14 protein-coding genes are annotated in these 15,799 nt (G+C 59.5%); 4 read left to right on the top strand and 10 right to left on the bottom strand.

The annotated features are described in order from the left end of the window. Positions 1-495 precede the first annotated feature (495 nt). From aceA to HBO12_RS20850, 8 genes are all read right to left on the bottom strand, one after another. Complete coding sequence (gene aceA / locus HBO12_RS20885) at positions 496-1,821, bottom strand: isocitrate lyase (protein WP_003219577.1); 1,326 nt, start codon at positions 1,819-1,821, stop codon at positions 496-498. Positions 1,822-2,329: 508 nt separating this feature from the next. Beyond that, positions 2,330-3,055, bottom strand: coding sequence for a secretin N-terminal domain-containing protein (locus HBO12_RS20880; RefSeq protein ID WP_169954349.1), 726 nt, complete (start codon positions 3,053-3,055; stop codon positions 2,330-2,332). A 240-nt stretch (positions 3,056-3,295) separates the two neighbouring features. Then, on the bottom strand, positions 3,296-3,718 hold the full coding sequence (locus HBO12_RS20875) for a GNAT family N-acetyltransferase (protein WP_169954348.1): 423 nt from the start codon (positions 3,716-3,718) through the stop codon (positions 3,296-3,298). Beyond that, positions 3,711-4,880, bottom strand: a complete 1,170-nt coding sequence (locus HBO12_RS20870) for a ribosomal protein uL16 3-hydroxylase (protein WP_170043103.1) — start codon at positions 4,878-4,880, stop codon at positions 3,711-3,713. The genes HBO12_RS20875 and HBO12_RS20870 overlap by 8 nt, the downstream gene beginning before the upstream one ends. An 84-nt stretch (positions 4,881-4,964) precedes the next feature. Next, positions 4,965-6,335, bottom strand: coding sequence for an adenylosuccinate lyase (purB, locus tag HBO12_RS20865; protein WP_029293372.1), 1,371 nt, complete (start codon positions 6,333-6,335; stop codon positions 4,965-4,967). A gap of 125 nt (positions 6,336-6,460) precedes the next feature. After that, positions 6,461-7,084, bottom strand: a complete 624-nt coding sequence (hflD, locus tag HBO12_RS20860) for a high frequency lysogenization protein HflD (RefSeq protein WP_005789104.1) — start codon at positions 7,082-7,084, stop codon at positions 6,461-6,463. Then, positions 7,081-8,205: a tRNA 2-thiouridine(34) synthase MnmA gene (gene mnmA / locus HBO12_RS20855; protein ID WP_169954347.1), complete on the bottom strand. Its 1,125-nt coding sequence runs from the start codon at positions 8,203-8,205 to the stop codon at positions 7,081-7,083. Before mnmA ends, hflD begins: the two co-directional genes overlap by 4 nt. 59 nt (positions 8,206-8,264) lie before the next feature. Beyond that, positions 8,265-8,711: an NUDIX hydrolase gene (locus HBO12_RS20850; RefSeq protein ID WP_170043102.1), complete on the bottom strand. Its 447-nt coding sequence runs from the start codon at positions 8,709-8,711 to the stop codon at positions 8,265-8,267. Positions 8,712-8,923: 212 nt separating this feature from the next. On the opposite strand from HBO12_RS20850, the gene HBO12_RS20845 reads away from it, so the two are divergent. After that, complete coding sequence (locus HBO12_RS20845; protein ID WP_170043101.1) at positions 8,924-9,820, top strand: DMT family transporter; 897 nt, start codon at positions 8,924-8,926, stop codon at positions 9,818-9,820. An 80-nt stretch (positions 9,821-9,900) separates the two neighbouring features. Beyond that, positions 9,901-10,782 carry a LysR family transcriptional regulator gene (locus tag HBO12_RS20840; RefSeq protein ID WP_170043100.1) on the top strand — a complete coding sequence of 294 codons (882 nt, stop codon included), beginning with the start codon at positions 9,901-9,903 and terminating at the stop codon, positions 10,780-10,782. A 50-nt stretch (positions 10,783-10,832) separates the two neighbouring features. Here HBO12_RS20840 and HBO12_RS20835 read toward each other — a convergent pair whose 3' ends face one another. Continuing rightward, entirely contained in the window at positions 10,833-13,058 is a 2,226-nt protein-coding gene (locus HBO12_RS20835; RefSeq protein WP_170043099.1) for an NADP-dependent isocitrate dehydrogenase, read from the bottom strand. 495 nt (positions 13,059-13,553) lie between these two features. Here HBO12_RS20835 and icd point away from each other — a divergent pair, with 495 nt between their 5' ends. Further along, the gene (icd, locus tag HBO12_RS20830; protein WP_169954344.1) at positions 13,554-14,810 is read left to right on the top strand and encodes an NADP-dependent isocitrate dehydrogenase; all 1,257 of its coding nucleotides are present in this window, start codon (positions 13,554-13,556) and stop codon (positions 14,808-14,810) included. A 68-nt stretch (positions 14,811-14,878) separates the two neighbouring features. Here the strand turns inward: icd and cspD are convergent, their stop codons facing one another. Further along, positions 14,879-15,178 carry a cold shock domain-containing protein CspD gene (gene cspD, locus HBO12_RS20825; RefSeq protein WP_169954343.1) on the bottom strand — a complete coding sequence of 100 codons (300 nt, stop codon included), beginning with the start codon at positions 15,176-15,178 and terminating at the stop codon, positions 14,879-14,881. A gap of 224 nt (positions 15,179-15,402) precedes the next feature. On the opposite strand from cspD, the gene clpS reads away from it, so the two are divergent. Continuing rightward, on the top strand, positions 15,403-15,771 hold the full coding sequence (gene clpS / locus HBO12_RS20820) for an ATP-dependent Clp protease adapter ClpS (protein WP_029293391.1): 369 nt from the start codon (positions 15,403-15,405) through the stop codon (positions 15,769-15,771). The last annotated feature ends 28 nt before the right edge of the window (positions 15,772-15,799 follow it).

The raw sequence follows: 15,799 nt of genomic DNA, 5'->3' as shown, positions 1-15,799 counted from the left end.
CCTTTATGGGGCTGTAGCCCAGACGCTGCGGGCATTAGCTTGATTTTAATCAATTGTGTTTTGTTTAGGGTGTAACGAAGTTTTATTGCTCTAAATGATAATGAATATTGTTTGCAAGAGTTTTAAGCGGATAATGAGCGGGGCGCAGGGAAAGTTGTTGTTACTTGCCCGTTTGGCGCAAGTTGCCAGCGCGCAACTTTTAACTGATTTTTTCTGGGCGAATACCGCTCTGGATCAAGGTTTTGCGCAAAAAACACCAGGCTGAGCGCATTTTCATTGTGGGAGCGGGCTTGCTCGCGATAGCGGTGTGTCAGCCAGCACTTTCTTGACTGACATATCGCTATCGCGAGCAAGCCCGCTTCCACATTTTGATCTTCACTGGGTCCGGAGCGATTTTTCAGGCAAAAAAACGCCCCGAACCAGTCGGGGCGTCAGATCGTGCGGCACTGCGGTTAGCTTTCTATCGGGCCCGCAATGGCCGTGTACTCAGTTTACTCAGTGGAACTGTTCTTCTTCGGTCGAACCGGTCAGCGCGGTCACGGACGAGGTGCCGCCCTGGATTACGGTGGTCATGTCGTCGAAGTAGCCAGTGCCCACTTCCTGCTGGTGCGCCACGAAGGTGTAGCCTTTGGCGGCGTCAGCGAACTCCTGCTCCTGCAGCTTCACGTAGGCAGTCATGTCGTTGCGGGCGTAGTCGTGCGCCAGGTTGAACATGCTGTGCCACATGTTGTGAATGCCGGCCAGGGTGATGAACTGGTGCTTGTAGCCCATGGCGGACAGTTCGCGCTGGAACTTGGCGATGGTCGCGTCGTCCAGGTTCTTCTTCCAGTTGAAGGAAGGCGAGCAGTTGTAGGACAGCAGTTGGTCCGGGTATTCCTTCTTGATCGCCTCGGCGAAGCGACGGGCTTCGTCCAGGTCTGGCTTGGCGGTTTCGCACCAGATCAGGTCGGCGTACGGCGCGTAGGCCAGGCCACGGGCAATGGCTTGATCCAGGCCTGCGCGCACCTTGTAGAAACCTTCCTGGGTGCGCTCGCCAGTCACGAACGGCTGGTCGTACGGGTCGCAGTCCGAAGTCAGCAGGTCAGCGGCGTTGGCGTCGGTACGGGCCAGGATGATGGTCGGCGTGCCGGCTACGTCAGCTGCCAGGCGGGCAGCGGTCAGCTTCTGTACGGCTTCCTGGGTCGGAACCAGAACCTTGCCGCCCATGTGGCCGCATTTTTTCACGGAAGCCAGTTGGTCTTCGAAGTGCACGCCGGCGGCGCCTGCCTCGATCATGCTTTTCATCAGCTCGTAGGCGTTCAGTACGCCACCGAAACCGGCTTCGGCGTCCGCCACGATTGGCGCGAAGTAGTCGATGTAGCCTTCGTCGCCCGGACCTTTACCGGCTTTCCACTGGATCTGGTCGGCGCGGCGGAACGAGTTGTTGATGCGCTTGACCACGGTTGGCACGGAGTCCACCGGGTACAGCGATTGGTCAGGGTACATGGACTCGGCGGAGTTGTTGTCCGCAGCCACTTGCCAGCCGGACAGGTAGATCGCCTGGATACCGGCCTTGACTTGTTGCACAGCCTGGCCGCCGGTCAGGGCGCCCATGCAGTTGACGAAATCTTTCTCGGGGCGGAAGGACGGCTTGGCGCCCTGGGTAACCAGCTTCCACAGCTTCTCGGCGCCCAGTTTTGCAAAGGTGTGCTCAGGTTGAACCGAGCCGCGCAGGCGGACGACGTCAGCAGCGGAGTAAGCGCGAGTCACGCCTTTCCAGCGTGGGTTTTCAGCCCAGTCTTTTTCAAGGGCTGCAATTTGCTGTTCGCGTGTCAGTGCCATGGGGAAAAACCTCGTCGCGTCTTTTGTGGAAAAACTACTGGGTTGAAAATTCCGTTTGCCAGCCACGTATTCAGTGCGTGGTTATGGCTGCTCGCTGACCAGAAGCTTAGGCGGTCAAGTTGGGCTTGGCGGAGAAGGCGACGGGATGAACGATAGGCTCAAGGGAGAAAGTGAGCAGGTAGAGGCGAACCGAGAACAGTCTTCGGGCGTCGTGGGCCTTGGTACGATCCATCAGTGTGTTGCCGGGTTACCTGGTTAGCTTCCGTCCCTCGGGACAACTTCGTTCCAGTCGCAACCTCGTCAAACACGCCTTGTGGGCGGTACAGACACGAATCGGCTCAGGTGGGTAACTTGGAGCGACGATCCGAAGGCCCTTGCCAGGGCCCCTGATTAGCGGGAGCGAGGCCATCATGCCCATGCTTTTTTGGATCGTCAAATGTTTTGTAGTGCTTTTTTTATGGCACTACATCTTTGGTCTAATACGACTAATCAGTCAGTTTTTGGTGCTTCAGTTCAAGGCCTCGACTTTGACCCGCACTGTCAGGTCATCCCGGCCCTGGGTCGAGTAGGTGCGGGTTGTGCCCTGTTTGTCGGCCTGGGTCTGGCGATTGATGCCGGCCAGGGTGATCCACTCGCCCAGGCGCCCGCTGACGGTTGTGTCGGTACTTTGCACGTTCACTACATCGGGACGTTCCTGGCTCATGCGGTCACGATTGGTGCTGATGCTCAGGTGCACGGTCTCGCCGGTGACGCTGGCGGTCACGTAGAAGCCCTGGGTGACGTTACGGTACTGAGTCTGGTTTTGCGGGCGGCCGTAGGCGTCGGGCTGGGTGGTGGTCAGGGGGACGCTCTGGCCGACCTGGATCAGCGCGGGCACACCTTCGCTGGCCTGGATCTGCTGGACCCCGCCCTCTCGGCTTTCGGTGCTGTAGGTAATGACCTGGCGGTTGGCCTGCTGATTGTTCTCATTAGTGTCGACGGTGATCAACAGGCGCTTGGACGGGGTGTCCAGCTGTGTGAGCAGGGCGCGCAGGCCCTGGATCTTGTCGGGTTCGGCATTCACGATCAGTTGATTGCCGTAGGCGCTGACCGTGCCGTCCTTGCCAATGAAATTCTGCGCCACGGGTAACAGGTCGGCGCTGGTGCGGTTGTTCAGGGGTACGACTTCAGTGGCTGCCATTGCTGAAAAGCTGGCGGCCATGAGCAGGCTGGCGACTAGGGTGCGTAGGGACATGTCCGTTATCTCTGCAAGTCATTTGGGCTTGATGGTGCCAGTTTATCGGCCCGGTGGGGCGCGAGTTGAATCGTAGACGGCAAAAGGCCCTGGCATCGGGGGATGGCAGGGCCTTTTTGGGGGGCTGCTAATGACGCCTTCGCGAGCAAGCCCGCTCCCACTTTTGACCACATTTCAGAGGTCGAGCTCGATCAGGTGTGGGAGCGGGCTTGCTCGCGAAGGGCGCGACTGGGTCTAAAGTCAGCCTTCGCGCTCCATATCAACATGGGGAATCCCGACTTCCAGGAATTCCCCGCTGACGATCTTGAACCCCAGCCGCTCATAGAACGGCGCGGCATACACCTGTGCGCTGAGGAACTGCCGGGTCTGGCCGCGTTTTTCGGCCTGGCCGATCACTGCTTCCATCAGCTTGTCGCCGACTTTCAGCCCGCGCCAGTCCTTGAGGACCGACACGCGACCGATCTCGCCGCTGGGTAGCAGGCGCGCAGTGCCAATCGGAAAGTCGCCTTCGAATGCGAGGAAATGCATGGCCCCGGCGTCGTCTGCGTCCCATTCCAGCTCAGGTGGAACCGATTGCTCAGCGATAAATACCGCTTCACGAATGCGCCGGATCTCGGCGATATCCTTTTGCCAGTCTGCGACACTTACGTGAATTTTATTCATCGGCAAACCCCAGGCTTCCTTGCTTGACCAGTTCGCACAGCAGGTCGCGGCCATCTTCATCGGCCAGCCACGGACCCAGGTTGTCGACGTGCAGGGCGTCGGCCGCGCAGATCAGCTTCAGCAGCTCGCGCAGTTTGCCCGGCAGGTAACGGCTCTGGCCACTGGCGAACAGCAGTACATCGTCGTCCACTTCCGACCAGGCCAGACGTGCGCTCGGATTGCGGATCAGGACTGCACCGTCTTCCAGGCTGCTGATGACTTCATCCTGCGCCAGCTCTTCAGGGCCGGCGACCAGTTCCGGGTAGCGTGGCTCGGTCATGAATTGGCCGAACCAGGTCAGCAGCATGCGTTCGTCGGTCATGTGCTCGGCCAGCAGGCTTTTCAGGCGGTCGAGGGCGTCGCTCTGGATCTGGTGCGGGTCGCTGACAGGCTGGGCGTCGGCGTCGGTGTAGCGCTCCTCATCTGTCAGGTACTGGCTGAGGAAGTCGGTGAAATGGGTCAGCACTTCAGCGGCGCTCGGTGCGCGGAAGCCTACCGAGTAGGTCATGCAGTCATCTTCAGCGATGCCGAAGTGCGCCAGGCGCGGCGGCAGGTAGAGCATGTCGCCCGGCTCCAGCACCCATTCGGCGCTCTCTTCGAATTCGGCGAGGATGCGCAGGTCGGCGTGTTGCAGCAGCGGGCTTTCCGAGCTGCACATCTGGCCGATCTTCCAGTTGCGCTTGCCCTGGGCTTGCAGCAGGAACACATCGTAGTTATCGAAGTGTGGGCCTACGCTGCCACCGGGGGCGGCAAAGCTGATCATCACGTCGTCGATGCGCCAGCTTGGCAGGAAGCGGAACTGCTCCAGCAACTCGGCCACTTCCGGTACGAACTGGTCGACCGCCTGCACCAGCAGGGTCCACTCGCGCTCTGGCAGGGTGCTGAAGGCGTCTTCGGCAAACGGGCCGCGGCGCAGTTCCCATGGGCGCTCGCCGTGCTCGATCACCAGGCGTGACTCGACTTCTTCTTCCAGCGCCAGGCCGGCCAGTTCGTCGGCGTCGATCGGGCTTTCGAAATCAGGGATGGCCTGGCGGATCAGCAGCGGTTTTTTCTGCCAGTAGTCGCGCAGGAATTCCCGTGCCGTGATGCCGCCCAGAAGTTGAAGAGGAATATCAGGATTCATGTGTAACCTATTGAAAAAAAGCACTTTTCAGACGGGAATAAAAACGCCCGGCGCTGCCGGGCGTCTCAAGGGATCAAGCCGCAATCAGATGCGTTTGGCTTGGTCTACAGCGTTGCCGATGTAGTTGGCCGGGGTCAGCAGTTTCAGCTCGGCCTTGGCCGCGGCTGGCATGTCCAGGCCGTCGATGAAAGTTTGCAGCGCCTCGGGGCTGATGCCCTTGCCGCGTGTCAACTCTTTCAGCTTTTCGTAGGGGTTTTCGATGTTGTAGCGGCGCATTACGGTCTGGATCGGCTCGGCCAGGACTTCCCAGCAAGCGTCCAGGTCAGCGGCGATTTTCTGCGCGTTGAGTTCCAGTTTGCTGATGCCTTTGAGGCTGGCTTCGTAGGCGATCACGCTATGGGCAAAGCCCACGCCGAGGTTGCGCAGTACGGTGGAGTCGGTCAGGTCGCGCTGCCAGCGGGAGATCGGCAACTTGCTGGCCAGGTGCTGGAACAAGGCGTTGGCGATGCCCAGGTTGCCTTCGGAGTTTTCGAAGTCGATCGGGTTGACCTTGTGCGGCATGGTCGAGGAGCCGATTTCGCCAGCGATGGTGCGCTGCTTGAAGTAGCCCAGGGAGATGTAGCCCCAGATATCGCGATCGAAGTCGATCAGGATGGTGTTGAAGCGCGCAATGGCGTCGAACAGCTCGGCGATGTAGTCGTGGGGTTCGATCTGCGTGGTGTACGGGTTGAAGCCCAGGCCCAGCTCGTCTTCGATGAAGGCGCGGGCGTTGGCTTCCCAGTCGATCTCAGGGTATGCCGACAGGTGCGCGTTGTAGTTGCCCACGGCGCCGTTGATCTTGCCCAGCAGTGGCACGGCAGCCACTTGCGCGATCTGGCGCTCCAGGCGGTACACCACGTTGGCCAGTTCTTTGCCCAGGGTGGTCGGCGAGGCCGGCTGGCCGTGGGTGCGCGACAGCATAGGCACATCGGCGAAGCGGATGGCCAGTTCGCGGATGGCGTTGGCGGTCTGGCGCATCAGTGGCAGCATCACGTCATCACGGCCTTCGCGCAGCATCAGGGCGTGGGACAGGTTGTTGATGTCCTCGCTGGTGCAGGCAAAGTGGATGAACTCGCTGACCTGGGCCAGTTCCGGCAGCTTGGCCGCTTGCTCTTTGAGCAGGTACTCGATGGCTTTGACGTCGTGGTTGGTGGTGCGCTCGATCTCTTTCACACGCTCGGCGTGCTCCAGGGAGAAGTTTTCCGCCAGGGTGTTCAGTACAGCGTTAGCCTCGGCGGAGAACGCCGGCACTTCGCTGATGGCAGGGTGAGCGGCCAGGCGCTGGAGCCAGCGCACTTCAACCAGTACGCGAGCACGGATCAGGCCGTATTCGCTGAAAATAGGGCGCAGGGCCTGGGTCTTGCCGGCGTAGCGGCCGTCAACAGGGGAAACCGCAGTGAGCGAAGAGAGCTGCATGGGGTGTTCTCGGACAGTCGGGCAACGAAATGGGGCGCGTATCATACATGAAAAAATCCGCCGGTCCGTTGCCAACTGACCGGCGTATTACGCGTAACGGCTTGAAAATAGCCCGCGGCTGCGACTTATTCGTTGCGCATCAACGGGTAAAGCTCTTTGAGCAATTTGCGTCGGCTGATGACCAACTGCCAACGATGACCGCCCAACTGTCGCCACAACCGCGCTGAACGGATACCGGCCAAGAGCAGGGCGCGGATTTTCGAGGCGTTGTTGGGTTGTTGCAGGTTGCGCATGTCGCCGTGGACCTGGATCCGCTGGCGCAAGGTGCTCAAGGTGTCCTGGTACAAGGCGCCACAGGCCGCGATCACGTTCTCGTGGGCCGGGCCGAAGTGCTCTACCTGGGACTGGATCTGCGGCAGGCGCTTGCCGATGGTTTCCAGCAGGTCGTCGCGCTTGGCCAGTTGCCGCTCAAGGCCGAGCATCGACAGCGCATAGCGCAGCGGCTCGCGCTGCAGGGTGCTGGGGTCGCGCTCGAGGGCGCCGATCAGCGCGCGATAACCTTCGCGCAGGCTCAGGTCATCGCCACCGTACACATCCAGGGTGTCCTTCGGGTCGACCACCAGCAGACTGCCGAGCATGCAGGTCAGGCCCGCCTCGGTCACCTGGCCGGTCTTGGCGATCTTGTCCACCAGTACTGCGGCGAGAAACACCCCGCCCAGTGCTGTCAATTGCTCCTGGGTCGGGCTCATGCCGGGGTGCTCCAGGGTTCGGCGACTTCAATCACGCCGCCCCCCAGGCAGATCTCACCGTCGTAGAACACCACGGATTGGCCGGGCGTGACCGCGCGTTGCGGGTCATCGAACGTGGCACGGTAGCCATTGGCGGTTTTTTCCAGGGTGCAGGGCTGGTCGCTCTGGCGATAGCGCACCTTGGCGGTCAAGCGGCGTGGGCTGCTCAGGTCGATCGGGTTGACCCAATAAATCTCCGAAGCCAGCAGCGCGCCGGAGAACAGCAGGGGATGCTCGTTGCCCTGGCCGACGATCAGCACGTTGTGCTCCAGATCCTTGACCAGCACGTACCACGGCTCTTCACCTGCGTCTTTCAAGCCGCCGATACCCAGGCCCTGGCGCTGGCCGATGGTGTGGTACATCAGGCCGTGGTGACGGCCGATGACTTCGCCTTCAGTGGTCTTGATCTCGCCCGGCTGGGCTGGCAGGTATTGCTTGAGGAAGTCGCTGAAGCGGCGCTCGCCAATAAAGCAGATCCCGGTGGAATCCTTTTTCTTGGCGGTGGCCAGGCCATGTTTCTCGGCGATCTTGCGCACTTCGGGCTTTTCCAGTTCGCCCACCGGGAACAGGGTCTTGGCGATCTGTTCACCGCCCACGGCGTGCAGGAAGTAACTCTGGTCCTTGTTCGGGTCCAGGCCCTTGAGCAATTCGGTGCGGCCATCGATATCGCGACGGCGCACGTAGTGGCCAGTGGCAATCAGGTCGGCGCCGAGGATCATGGCGTAATCGAGGAACGCCTTGAACTTGATTTCGCGGTTGCACAGGATGTCCGGGTTCGGCGTACGACCGGCCTTGTATTCGGCCAGGAAATGTTCGAACACGTTGTCCCAGTACTCGGCGGCAAAGTTGGCGGTGTGCAGCTTGATGCCAATCTTGTCGCACACGGCCTGGGCGTCCGCCAGGTCGTCCATGGCGGTGCAGTATTCCGTTCCATCGTCTTCTTCCCAGTTCTTCATGAACAGGCCTTCCACCTCATAACCCTGCTCCATGAGCAGAACGGCGGAAACGGAAGAATCCACGCCGCCGGACATGCCGACGATGACGCGCTTCTTTTGTGTGTCAGAAGGGGCTGGATCACGCATAGGATTTCAACGGGTGTCTTGAAAAAGGACGCGATTCTAGCAGGCCCGAGCCCGCAAGGCTAAAGAGAAGGGCGGATCAGCTCGAGACTATGGCGCTGACCGGCCAAATAGTCGTCGATACAGCGAATGATCAACTCGCTGCGCCAGTCGTCGCGCAAGGCTATCAGCTCGTCACGGCTCAGCCAGCGGGCGCGCACGATACCTTCGTCCAGTTGATAGTCCGGGTGGTGTCGCAGGGCCTTGGCGATGAAGCACACCCGTTGGTAGGTCACGCCATTGCTGGGGGCGGTGTACAGGTAGATGCCGACGATGCCGGTGGCTTCGACGTCCCAGCCGGTTTCTTCGAGGGTTTCGCGCACGGCGGCTTCGGTCAGGGTTTCGTGCGGGTCGAGATGGCCGGCAGGCTGGTTGAGCACGGCGCGGCCGCCCTTGAGCTCTTCGACCATGAGGAAGCGGCCATTGTCTTCGATGATGGTGGCGACGGTGATGTGGGGTTGCCAGGTCATGGAGTGCCTCGGTTCAAGGGATGGCGCTGTTTTTGGACAGGGTTGCTATCAATGGGGGAGCGGCAAGCCAGCTCCCGCATTCTGATTCGGTTTGCGCAGTGGGCAGGTGGTGCATAAGCAAAATGCATGCTGCGCCGCACATTATATGATTTTACCGCTGGCAAGCCGGGGCGCAGTTTACCTCTCCAGAACAGTCGTTATTGGAGAGTGTCATGAAGCCGATTGCCCACAAAAGCTACGAAGTGCGTCTTACCTCCCCGCTGCCCATTGCCTTCATCCTGCTGTGGAGCTCTGGTTATATCGGTGGCGCTTTTGGTGTGCGTTATGGCGAGCCTTTCACCATGACGTTCTACCGTTTTGCTCTGGCGGCCTTGGTTTTCCTGGGGGTTGCGCTCGCCATCAAGGCTGAGTGGCCCAGGCGGCTTACACCTTACCTTCACGCGGCAGCCGTGGGCTTGCTCTTGCAGGCTCTGCAATTTGGCGGCCTATACACCGGGATAAGTCAGGGCGTCCCGGCTGGGCAAGCTGCGCTGATTGTCGGGTTGATGCCAGTGTTCGTGGTAATCGGTGCCTATTTCTGCCTGGGTGAACAATTAAGTTGGCGTGATCTGCCGGGCTCGATCCTGGGCGTGGGCGGTGTCGCCATCGTTGTGGCCAACAGTTTTTTTGGCTCCGGGGCGTCAATGGGCGGTTACGGCGCAGTATGTCTAGCGCTGGTCGGGATTACGCTTGGCACGCTCTATCAAAAGCGCTTTCTGGGTGGGGTCAACCTGTGGGTGGGCTGCTTCATTCAGATGGTCACCGCGTCGTTGGTAATGCTGGCGCTGGCCTACACCACAGAAACCATGCACGTCACAGAATGGGTGCCCTTCGCCGCTTCGGTGGCCTGGATCACCCTGATGAACTCGGTAGGCGCACTGACGTTGCTGTACCTCATGATTCGGCGAGGCGAGGCGAGCAAGGCCACCAATCTGTTTCATGTGATTCCAGCGGTCACTCAGATCATGGCCTCGGTGACGTTGGGGGAGGCTCCAGGTGCGCTGGCGATTGCAGGTTTTGTGGTGTCCGGAGTGGGTGTTTACCTGATGAACCATGCGCACACCCGTTAGGGAGGTTGGCGTTCTTGACAGATCGGGGTGCCACCTTGCACTAATGCTCGGGCGCATTTACTCATTCGCTTCGGTGTGCCATGAGAGTCAATCTTGATGTTCAGTCCCTGCGCAGCTTCCTCAAGGTTGCGCAGTTGGGCAGTTTTACCCGGGCTGCCCAGGCGCTGAGTCTGATGCAGCCTGCGATTAGTCAGCAGGTCCGGCGTCTGGAGGAATTACTCGGCGTCGGGCTTTTTGTCCGCGATAACCGCCAAGTGTTGCTGACTCTCGAAGGTGAGCGACTGATCGGTTATGCCCAGCAGATCCTGGAGCTCAACGACAAGGTCGGTGGGCTGTTCGATGTCAGCCGTAGCCAGGAGTCCGTGACGCTCGGCATCCCCGAATATTTTTCCGAGCAGATCCTGCAGCGCGTTATCGCAGCGGTGGCCGTTGAATTGCCGTCAGTCCGGATCGGGGTCAAAGTGGCGCGTTCCCTGGTGCTTGCGCAGGCGTTCAACGAGGGCGGGATTGATATTGGCCTGATGATTGACGAGCTGCCCAAGGTCAGCGGGGAGCCTTTGCATGCGCTTTCACTGAGGTGGCTGGGTGGCGAGCATGCTGGCGTGCCTGCCGAGGGGCAGGAGCTCTTGTTGGCGTTGTTCAAGGCGCCTTGCATATTCAGGAGTCTGGCGATCCGGCGCTTAGAGGAGAGTGGGATCAGATGGCGCTGTGTGTATGAGTCCGAGGACTTGGTGTCGTTGCGTTCAGCAGTCCAGGCCGGGGTTGGCGTGACGCTGCTGCCCTGGTTCGCCCAGGTGCAGGGCCTCAAAAGCCTGGAGGCGCTTGCCCATCTGCCGCAGCTACCCCGGTTTGGCGTCGAGCTTAGGCCGCGGGCGGGTTGGGAGCCGTGGTACAGGTCGCAGTTGCTGGCGATTATCGAGAGCGCCTGGCGTGCGGAGTACGGCGCGGTTTTAAAAGGCTGAAAACACAAACCCCGGCACATGGCCGGGGTTTGTGATGTCGCCCTACAGCATTACTTCAGTGCAGCGATGGCCGCATTGAGGGTAGCGCTCGGACGCATGGCCTTGCTGGTCAGCTCAGGATTCGGCGCGTAGTAGCCGCCGATGTCCACTGGCTTGCCCTGTACGGCGTTGAGTTCGGCAACGATGGTTGCCTCGTTCTCGGCCAGGGTTTTTGCCAGTTGAGCGAACTGCGCCTGCAGCGCGGTATCTTCAGTCTGGGCGGCCAGGGCTTGTGCCCAGTACAGCGCCAGGTAGAAGTGGCTGCCGCGGTTGTCGATGTTGCCGACTTTGCGCGATGGCGATTTGTTGTTGTCGAGGAACTGGCCGGTAGCCTGGTCGAGGGTTTTGGACAGTACCAGGGCTTTCGGGTTGTTGTAGTTCACACCCAAATGCTCAAGGGAGGCTGCCAGGGCCAGGAATTCGCCCAGGGAGTCCCAACGCAGGAAGTTTTCTTCCAGCAGTTGCTGCACGTGTTTTGGCGCCGAACCGCCAGCGCCGGTTTCGAACAGGCCGCCACCGTTCATCAGCGGCACGATCGACAGCATCTTGGCGCTGGTGCCCAGTTCCATGATCGGGAACAGGTCAGTCAGGTAGTCGCGCAGTACGTTGCCGGTCACCGAGATGGTGTCCAGGCCCTTGCGGGTGCGTTCCAGGGTGAACTTCATCGCGTCGACCGGCGACATGATGCGGATGTCCAGGCCTTCGGTGTTGTGGTCTTTCAGGTAGGCCTGGACTTTCTCGACCACTACGCCGTCGTGGGCGCGCAGCGGGTCCAGCCAGAAAATGGCCGGGGTGTTGCTGGCGCGGGCGCGGTTGACGGCCAGTTTGACCCAGTCCTGGATCGGCGCGTCTTTGGTCTGGCACATGCGGAAGATGTCGCCGGCTTCAACCGACTGTTCCATCAGCAGCTTGCCCTGGCTGTCGGTGACGCGGACTACGCCGTCGGCCTTGATCTGGAAGGTCTTGTCATGGGAGCCGTACTCTTCGGCTTTCTTCGCCATCAGGCCAACGTTTGGCACGCTGCCCATGGTGGTTGGATCGAAGGCGCCATTGGCCTTGCAGTCTTCGATGACCGCCTGGTAGATGGTGGCGTAGCAGCGATCCGGGATCACGGCCTTGGTGTCGTGCAACTGACCGTCAGTGCCCCACATCTTGCCGGAGTCACGGATCATGGCCGGCATCGAGGCGTCGACGATTACGTCGCTCGGCACGTGCAGGTTGGTGATGCCTTTGTCGGAATTGACCATCGCCAGGGAAGGGCGAGCGGCGTAGACCGCCTGGATGTCAGCTTCGATCTGCGCTTGCTGGTCGGCCGGCAGGGCCTTGATGCGGGCGTACAGGTCGCCGATGCCGTTGTTCAGGTTGAAGCCGATCTGCTCCAGCACGGTAGCGTGCTTGGCCAGGGCGTCTTTATAGAACTCGGCAACGATCTGGCCGAACATGATCGGGTCGGAGACCTTCATCATGGTGGCTTTGAGGTGGACCGACAGCAGCACGCCTTGTTTCTTGGCGTCTTCGATTTCGGCGGCAATGAACGCGCGCAGGGCGTTCTTGCTCAGCACGGCGCTGTCGAGGATCTCGCCGGCCAGTGCGGAGGTTTTTTCTTTCAGGATGGTGGTGCTGCCATCCTTGCCGACCAGCTCGATTTTGACAGCATCGGCGGCTTCGATCTGTACGGCTTTTTCGCTGCCGTAGAAGTCGCCGTTGCTCATGTGAGCCACGTGGGACTTGGAGTCAGCGGCCCAGGCGCCCATTTTGTGCGGGTGCTTGCGTGCGTAGTTCTTGACCGACAGTGGCGCGCGGCGATCGGAGTTGCCTTCGCGCAGGACCGGGTTTACGGCGCTGCCCTTGACCTTGTCGTAACGTGCACGGGTTTCTTTTTCCGCGTCGGTGGTTACGGTTTCCGGGTAGTCCGGCAGGGCGTAGCCCTGGGCCTGCAGTTCCTTGATCGCGGCTTGCAGCTGCGGGGTCGAGGCGCTGATGTTAGGCAGCTTGATGATATTGGCTTCAGGGGTAACGGCCAGGGCGCCCAGTTCGGCGAGGTGGTCCGCAACGGCCTTGGTGCCCAGTTGCTCGGGGAAGCTTGCGAGGATGCGCCCTGCGAGGGAGATGTCGCGGGTTTCCACTTCAATATCAGCGGAAGCGGTGAAGGCCTCTACGATAGGCAGCAGTGAATAGGTGGCGAGGGCTGGGGCTTCGTCGGTGAAGGTATAGATGATCTTCGAGCGGGTGGGCATATTCGGATTAACTCTCTTCTTTGCTAAAAGCGTGCGCGGAAACTCGAGATGCGCCGGGTAAAGCGCGTTCGTTCAAAGTCATCCATGAGCCGAATGTCGATGTTTCTTCGCGGTGATGTTGGGTTGCATCAGTCGAGCGTCAAGCGGGTGGGCTACGGTGGCAGCCCGGCTTTTTCAGGCGCAGGTGCTCGATATAGAGCGGTCGGCCGTCGTGACTCTTTGGTCAGCGGCGGCATTATACATAGGTCGCTATGCTTACGCCGAGCCTTCATACAAAAGGTGGGTCGTCCATTGGTCTAAAGGTCGCAGGGACCGGATTGCGCCTAAAGTCGCACACAGTGCTCAAGTTTGGCGTTTTTCCCTTTTGTTTCAAGGTTGTAGGCGACTAAATCTACGGTTTTCGCAGCAAATGTGCCGGGTGCAAGGTTCCAGTCCACATACAACTGGAGTAGGCTCGGGCACAGCCAGATGTTCAATCCACAAACGGAGTTCAGCATGGGATACAAGAAGATTCAGGTTCCGGCAGTCGGCGACAAAATCACCGTCAACGCAGACCATTCTCTCAATGTTCCTGACAACCCGATCATTCCCTTCATCGAAGGTGACGGTATTGGCGTCGACATCAGCCCGGTGATGATCAAGGTGGTCGATGCAGCTGTTAACAAGGCTTACGGCGGCAAGCGCAAAATCTCCTGGATGGAGGTGTATGCCGGCGAGAAGGCGACTCAAGTTTACGACCAGGACACCTGGCTGCCCCAGGAAACCCTGGACGCGGTCAAGGACTACGTAGTTTCCATCAAGGGCCCGCTGACCACGCCGGTCGGTGGTGGTATCCGCTCGCTGAACGTGGCCCTGCGCCAGCAACTGGACCTGTATGTATGCCTGCGTCCGGTGCGTTGGTTCGAAGGTGTGCCAAGCCCGGTCAAGAAGCCTGGCGATGTGGACATGACCATCTTCCGTGAGAACTCCGAGGATATTTACGCCGGCATCGAGTGGAAGGCCGGTTCGCCTGAGGCCATCAAGGTCATCAAGTTCCTCAAGGAAGAGATGGGTGTTACCAAGATTCGTTTCGACCAGGATTGCGGGATTGGCATCAAGCCGGTTTCCAAAGAGGGCACCAAGCGCCTGGCGCGCAAGGCCCTGCAATATGTAGTGGATAACGACCGTGAGTCGCTGACCATCGTGCACAAAGGCAACATTATGAAGTTCACCGAAGGTGCCTTCAAGGAATGGGCCTACGAAGTGGCGGCCGAAGAGTTCGGCGCAACCCTGCTTGATGGCGGGCCGTGGATGCAGTTCAAGAACCCGCGCACTGGCCGCAATGTAGTGGTCAAGGATGCGATTGCCGACGCCATGCTCCAGCAGATCCTGCTGCGCCCGGCCGAATACGACGTGATCGCCACCCTCAACCTCAACGGTGACTATCTCTCCGACGCCCTGGCGGCAGAAGTGGGCGGCATCGGTATTGCGCCGGGCGCCAACCTGTCCGACACCGTGGCAATGTTCGAAGCCACCCACGGTACTGCGCCAAAATACGCCGGCAAGGACCAGGTCAACCCGGGTTCGCTGATTCTGTCGGCGGAAATGATGCTGCGCCACATGGGCTGGACCGAGGCGGCCGACCTGATCATCAAGGGCACCAACGGGGCGATTTCGGCCAAGACCGTGACCTATGACTTCGAGCGTCTGATGGACGGCGCCAAGTTGGTGTCGTCGTCGGGTTTCGGTGATGCGCTGATTTCACATATGTAAGTCGAAGGCTATAAAAAACGGCCATCCTGATAGCTCAGGGTGGCCGTTTTTTAATGCGCAGTGGCTGATCAGGCCGTTTGCTGCTCTTTGGAATGAGCGGGTTTACCTTTATTGTTGTGCTTGTCTTCGTGCTGTTTCCCGGGTGCGGTCGCGCCTGCTGCACTGATAGCTACAGCATGCAGGCCCTTGGGCCCCTGGATGATTTCAAAGGACACCAATTGACCTGCTTTCAGCGTTTTATAGCCCTCCATGGCAATTGCCGAATAATGCGCAAAAAGGTCTTCTTCCTTGCCGTCTTCATTAATGAAGCCGTACCCCTTGGCATTGTTGAACCATTTGACCTTGCCACTGATCTTGACGCCAGACATACCCATATCCCTCTGCACCAGACTCCATCACTGGAGTATCATCCAGTTTATCCGTCCTAACCCGAATAAATAAGGTTGACTGCGCGGACCTTTTTTACCCACTGTGGGTTCTATTGGTTGTAACACCGTTTTGCCGATAGTCAAGGTGACCAGTCGGTCGGAGTTGAATTTCTGACAGGTCGCCCCCATCACTGTAAATGCACAACAGACGAACCTTTCTTTCCATGCATGCATTCAGCCAGATTCGACTAACATTCAATCAGGATCGCCCGGATCATCTAGAAGACGATGACGGTTCTGCAGGCATCGCTGTTCAGGAGGCCAAGCCTGCTTTACAGGCGCCGCCGATGTACAAGGTGGTTTTGTTCAATGATGACTACACGCCGATGGATTTCGTCGTCGAAGTGCTCGAGGTGTTTTTTAATCTGAACCGCGAGTTGGCGACCAAGGTAATGCTGGCCGTTCACACAGAAGGACGGGCAGTATGTGGAGTGTTTACCCGCGACATCGCCGAGACCAAGGCCATGCAGGTCAACCAGTACGCCAGGGAAAGCCAGCATCCGCTACTCTGTGAAATCGAGAAGGACGGTTAACTCCGACCACTTGGGTATGAGGTGAAGC

This window comes from Pseudomonas sp. WS 5059, assembly GCF_012985525.1.
In the GTDB taxonomy this organism is placed as follows: Bacteria; Pseudomonadota; Gammaproteobacteria; order Pseudomonadales; family Pseudomonadaceae; genus Aquipseudomonas.
Note: the sequence above shows the minus strand (reverse complement) of the source record. Positions and strands in the feature narration are given on the sequence as shown.